Raw genomic sequence first — 4740 nt, forward strand, 5'->3', positions numbered from 1 at the left:
CTCGGCCACCTCGGCGGGCGTCTCGGGGACGTTCGGGTTGGCCTCCTTCCCGTGGACCCCGCCGGTGAGCGCGGCGGTGACGATCAGCGGCTTCCCGTCGCGGTAGTCGTCGTAGCTCACGAGCCGGCCTCCTCCGTCCCCGACTCGCTTTCGCCGTTCGCTCCCTCGAACCCGGTGATCGAGCCGAGTCCCTTCGCCTCGCGGTAGAACTCGCAGTCGGTCTCGGGGTCCAGCCCGTAGCGCTTCGCGCAGACGTCGGCCCGCATCGGCTGGACGAACGCGTCGACGGCGGTGCAGTACGGCCGCTCGCCGTCGAACTCGGCGTCGTCGCCGGCGCGCCGCCGTTCGAGGAACTCACAGCTGTCGGACATACCCGAACGTGGCGCCGCCGCCCCATCAAGCTACCTTCGGTGGCACACCACACGGCTCCGACGGACCGCCGGACTTTTTCGAGCGTTCCGGGTAGCCGGCAGCGTGTCCACCGACGAGTCAGCCGACGCCGACGACGTGACTCGTCGGCTCGACGACGCGCTGGAGCGGGTCGCCCACGGCGCCGCCGTCTCGGTGCCGAGCATCCTGCTCCAGCGCGGGCTTACCGTCGCCTTCACCGCCGCGCTCACGAACGGGCTGGGCGCCGCGCCGTACGGCCTGTTCGCGCTGGCCCGGCGCATCCAGCGGTTCCTCTCCCGGATCGTACTCGGCTTCCGCAGCGGGCTGAGTCGCTTCCTCCCGACCGCCGATCAGGAGGAGCGGAACGCGCTGGCGACGTTCGCGTCGCTGCTGCTGTTGGGCGTGTCGACCGCGTTCGGTGCCGGCCTCTTTCTCGCGGCGCCGCGGCTCACGGCGATGGCCGGGCAGAGCGAGCAGTTCGGGACGCTACTGCGGGTGTTCGCGCTCGGGATGCCCGCGAGCGTCTGGCTCTTTACCGTGACCGAGGTGCTCCGGGGAATCGAGGCGGTCGCGCCGCTGAACCTCACGCTCCGGTTGGCGTTCCCCGCCGCGCAGTTGGTCGTCGGCGTCGTCGGCGCGTTCGTCCTCGGCGACATCCTGTTCGTCGCCGGGGGCGTGCTGGCGGTGATGGGACTCACCGGCGTCGGCGCCGCACTCTGGGTCGTTCGCGCACGCGGGTTCCGCCCGCGCCTGCGCGGCCCCGACCTCCCGGCGCTCCGCCGGCGCTACCTCGACTACACGATCCCGCTGTTCCTCGGCGGGATCGCGACGACGACCCAGCGACTCGGCTTCTACCCCCTCATCGCCGTCTTCCTCACGGGCGTCGCCGGCGGCGTGTTCTCCGTCGGCGTGCTGGTCTCCCAGTTAGTCCGCCTGCCGCTGATGGCGATCAACCAGTTCATCCCGCCGGTCGCGGCCGCGCTCAACGAGCAGGGCCACGAGGAGGCGCTGTCCCGGCTCTACCACGTCACCAGCCGGCTCGTGCTCGTCGGCGTCGTCGCCGCCGCGGTGCCGGTGGTGATCTACCGCGAGACGGTGATGGCGGCGTTCGGCCCGACGTTCACGGCGTACGCGCCCCTGCTGACGCTGTTCGTGCTCGCACAAGTCGCCGCCTGCGCCGCGGGCAGCGTGGGGATCCTGCTGCGGATGACCGACCACCAGCGTGCGCTGTTGGTGACCAACGTCGCGATCACGACCGTGCTCGCGGTCGTCGCCATCCCGCTCACCCGCCGGTTCGGCCTCGCGGGCGTCGTCTGGACGTACCTCCTGATGCTCACGCTCAACAACGGGATCGAGGTGCTCGTGCTCTACCGCCTCGAGGGGCTTCAGCCGTTCACGAAGCGACACGGCTTCCCGCTGGTGGCCGCCGTTCCCTACGCCGGCGTCGGCCTCGCTGCCCGTGCGGTCGCGCCCGGCGTCGTCGGTGCCGTGGGCGGAACGCTGGTCGGACTGGGCGTGTTCGCGGCGACGCTCAAGCTGCTGGGGTTCACCCCCGTCGAGCGCCGGCTGGCGTCGACGCTGTTCGAGCGGTACGGTGAGCTGCTGCCGGGTCGGTGAGGCGGCGGCTCAGTCCGCGGCGGAGATGTACTTCTCGTTGATCTCGTACTCGCCGCGGTCGTTCTCGACGAGGTACTCGCCGTAGTAGGGGACGCGGTCGGCGACGACGGCCTCGAACGTCTCGCGGATCTCCTCGCGGCTCATCTCGCCCATCGACTGCAGGTCGTCGTTGCGGTTGAGACAGCCCTTCAGGTACCCCTCGTGGGTCACCCGGACCCGGCCGCAGTTGGCACAGAAGTCGGCGTTCTCGACGGGGTCGACGATCTCGACCATCCCGCCCTGGAACTCGTCGAGTTCGGAGGGCTGGGGGGCAGCGGCGACCGACTCGGCGGTGTCGGGGTTGACGAAGTAGCGCTTCCGGTCGTGCATCTCGCGGTGTTCGACGTGCTCGGCGATATCCTCGAGCCAGTCGTGGACGCGGTCGATCTCGATGTTCCACTCCGGGCGGCCCGTGAGCTCGGGCATGTACTCGATCAGCTGGAGCTGAAGCCCCTCGTTCTCGGCGACGTGTTCGACCATCCCCTCGACGTAGCCGGCGGTGTGCTCGAACACGACCATGTTGAGCTTCACCGGCGCGAGGTCGGCGTCGACGGCGGCCTGCACCCCCTCCATCACCTTCTCGTAGGCGCCGGACTTGGTGATCTCGGCGAACTCGTCGGGGTCGAGCGCGTCCTGCGAGACGTTCACGCGGTCCAGCCCGGCCTCCTTCAGGTCCTCGGCGCGGCCCGGGAGGAAGGTGCCGTTGGTCGTCATCGACACCTCCATCTCGTCGGGCGCGCGGCGGATGATCTCCTCTAAGTCCTGTCGGAGCATCGGCTCGCCGCCGGTGAGCTTCACCGAGTCGACGCCGTACTCCGAGACCACGTCGAGAAAGCGCACCACGTCGTCGGTGTCCATCTCGTCGTCGCCGGGCTCCATCGGCCCGCGCGTGTCCCCCAGCCCCTCGTTGTGACAGTAGACGCAGTCGAAGTTACACCGGTCGGTGAGGGAGACCCGGACCCCCGTCACCTCGCGGCCGAACTCGTCCGAGAGCGGCATTGGCTTACGGTTCGTCCGGACGGGCTTAAGCCTCCGGGTGGTGACACCGAAAACGTAACTGATTGCGGTTTCGCTACCCCGTCGGCGGCGGCGTCGAGGGGTACGAAATCGACCTCGCGCCGGGAGCCGGCTTCAAAACCCTCATTAGCCGAACGCGCCACCTTCAGCTATGGACGAAGCCGCCGTACGCGACCTGCTCGCGGAGGTCGAGGACCCCTCCCTCGGCGACGATCTGGTGTCGCTTGGACTGGTCAACGCCATCGAAGTCGAAGAGGGAACCGCGAAGGTATCGCTCGCGCTCGGGGCGCCCTACGCCCCCCACGAGTCGGCGATCGCGGCCGAGGTCCGGGAGAAACTGCAGGACGCCGGGCTGGAGGTCGAGCTCTCGGCGAACATCCCCGACGATCAGCAGGGGGAGGATCAGGTGCTACCGGGCGTGAAGAACATCATCGCCGTCGCCTCCGGGAAGGGCGGGGTCGGCAAGTCGACGATGGCGGTCAACATCGCCGCCGGCCTCTCGAAGCTGGGCGCCGAAGTTGGCCTGTTCGACGCCGACGTCTACGGGCCGAACGTGCCCCGGATGCTCGACGCCGACGAGGCGCCGCGAGCCACCGACGAGGACACCATCATCCCGCCCGAGAAGTTCGGGGTGAAGCTGATGTCGATGGCCTTCCTCTCCGGCGAGGACGACCCCGTGATCTGGCGAGGCCCCATGGTCCACAAGCTCCTGACCCAGCTGGTCGAGGACGTGGAGTGGGGCGAACTCGACTACATGGTGCTCGACCTCCCGCCGGGGACGGGCGACACCCAACTGACGATCCTCCAGACGCTGCCGCTGACGGGCGCGGTCGTCGTCACGACGCCCCAGGACGTGGCGGTCGACGACGCCCGCAAGGGGCTGCGGATGTTCGGCAAGCACGAGACGCCGGTGCTCGGGATCGCGGAGAACATGGCCTCGTTCCGCTGTCCGGACTGCGGCAACGAGCACGAGATCTTCGGCGAGGGCGGCGGGCGGACGCTGGCCGACGAAAACGACCTGCCGTTCCTCGGCGGCATCCCCATCGACCCCGAGATCCGACAGGGCGGCGACGAGGGGAAGCCGGTCGTGCTCCGGGAGGGCGAGACCGCCGACGCGTTCCGCGTGCTGACCGAGAACGTCGCCAACAACGTCGGCGTGATCCGCCGGCAGAGCGTCCAGCAGCATGGCTGGTGACGAGGAGACGGACTGGGCGATGGCGCCGGAGGGCGACGCGACGTTCCCCGAGAACGCCGAGAAGCGCGAGGCGCTGCGGGAGGTCGCCGACGAGATCCGCGCCCGCGACGACTCCTCGGAGGCGTCCCAGATCGGGGCGTTCCTCTACCGCGTGTCGGACCTGTACAAGGAGGGCGAGGAGACCTCGATCCCGGAGATCTACATGAACATGCGGCACATCCTGGAGGTCAAGGAGCAGGGCGGTCTGGACCCGGACGAGTAGGGGATCTCTCCGGACGCGGTCGATTTTGGGCTGGAAAATGGCGTCTTTTCGTTCGTGTGTGCCGGCATGGTGAACAGGAACAGCGTCTCGACGCTAGACCACTTGCGACCGCACTGCCCCGCACAGCCCACAGACCTCCCCAGCCGACTCCTTCGTTCACTGCGTTCACTCAGTTGTCCCTCGCGCTGACGTGCGCCACGAGGGCGCACGCGCTTCGCGC

6 protein-coding genes are annotated in these 4740 nt (G+C 69.2%); 3 read left to right on the plus strand and 3 right to left on the minus strand.

The window, feature by feature from the left end:
- Together ACFR9S_RS06055 and ACFR9S_RS06060 are read right to left on the minus strand one after the other, a co-directional pair.
- On the minus strand, window positions 1-120 hold a 120-nt coding region (locus ACFR9S_RS06055), incomplete at its 3' end, for a 3-keto-5-aminohexanoate cleavage protein (protein ID WP_379818279.1).
- Window positions 117-371, minus strand: a complete 255-nt coding sequence (locus ACFR9S_RS06060; RefSeq protein WP_379731568.1) for a hypothetical protein — start codon at window positions 369-371, stop codon at window positions 117-119. The genes ACFR9S_RS06055 and ACFR9S_RS06060, both read right to left, overlap by 4 nt.
- A 103-nt stretch (window positions 372-474) precedes the next feature.
- On the opposite strand from ACFR9S_RS06060, the gene ACFR9S_RS06065 reads away from it, so the two are divergent.
- A complete protein-coding gene (locus ACFR9S_RS06065; protein ID WP_379818274.1) occupies window positions 475-2007 on the plus strand; it encodes a lipopolysaccharide biosynthesis protein in 1533 nt (510 codons plus the stop codon).
- Window positions 2008-2016: 9 nt separating this feature from the next.
- On the opposite strand, the gene moaA is transcribed toward ACFR9S_RS06065, so the two are convergent.
- Window positions 2017-3045, minus strand: a complete 1029-nt coding sequence (gene moaA, locus ACFR9S_RS06070) for a GTP 3',8-cyclase MoaA (RefSeq protein WP_379732009.1) — start codon at window positions 3043-3045, stop codon at window positions 2017-2019.
- Between the two features lie 169 nt (window positions 3046-3214).
- On the opposite strand from moaA, the gene ACFR9S_RS06075 reads away from it, so the two are divergent.
- Both ACFR9S_RS06075 and ACFR9S_RS06080 read left to right on the plus strand, forming a co-directional pair.
- On the plus strand, window positions 3215-4258 hold the full coding sequence (locus ACFR9S_RS06075; protein ID WP_379732008.1) for an Mrp/NBP35 family ATP-binding protein: 1044 nt from the start codon (window positions 3215-3217) through the stop codon (window positions 4256-4258).
- Window positions 4248-4520, plus strand: a complete 273-nt coding sequence (locus tag ACFR9S_RS06080; RefSeq protein ID WP_379732007.1) for a hypothetical protein — start codon at window positions 4248-4250, stop codon at window positions 4518-4520. The genes ACFR9S_RS06075 and ACFR9S_RS06080 overlap by 11 nt, the downstream gene beginning before the upstream one ends.
- Window positions 4521-4740 lie beyond the last annotated feature (220 nt).

It is taken from the genome of Halolamina salina (genome assembly GCF_042678005.1).
GTDB classification, from domain to species: domain Archaea; phylum Halobacteriota; class Halobacteria; order Halobacteriales; family Haloferacaceae; genus Halolamina; species Halolamina salina.

Coding starts and splice junctions, on each gene's coding strand:
- ACFR9S_RS06060 (WP_379731568.1), bottom strand. CDS start 371: ATGTCCGACAGCTGTGAGTTCCTCGAACGGCGGCGCGCCGGCGACGAC.
- moaA (WP_379732009.1), bottom strand. CDS start 3,045: ATGCCGCTCTCGGACGAGTTCGGCCGCGAGGTGACGGGGGTCCGGGTC.
- ACFR9S_RS06075 (WP_379732008.1), top strand. CDS start 3,215: ATGGACGAAGCCGCCGTACGCGACCTGCTCGCGGAGGTCGAGGACCCC.
- ACFR9S_RS06080 (WP_379732007.1), top strand. CDS start 4,248: ATGGCTGGTGACGAGGAGACGGACTGGGCGATGGCGCCGGAGGGCGAC.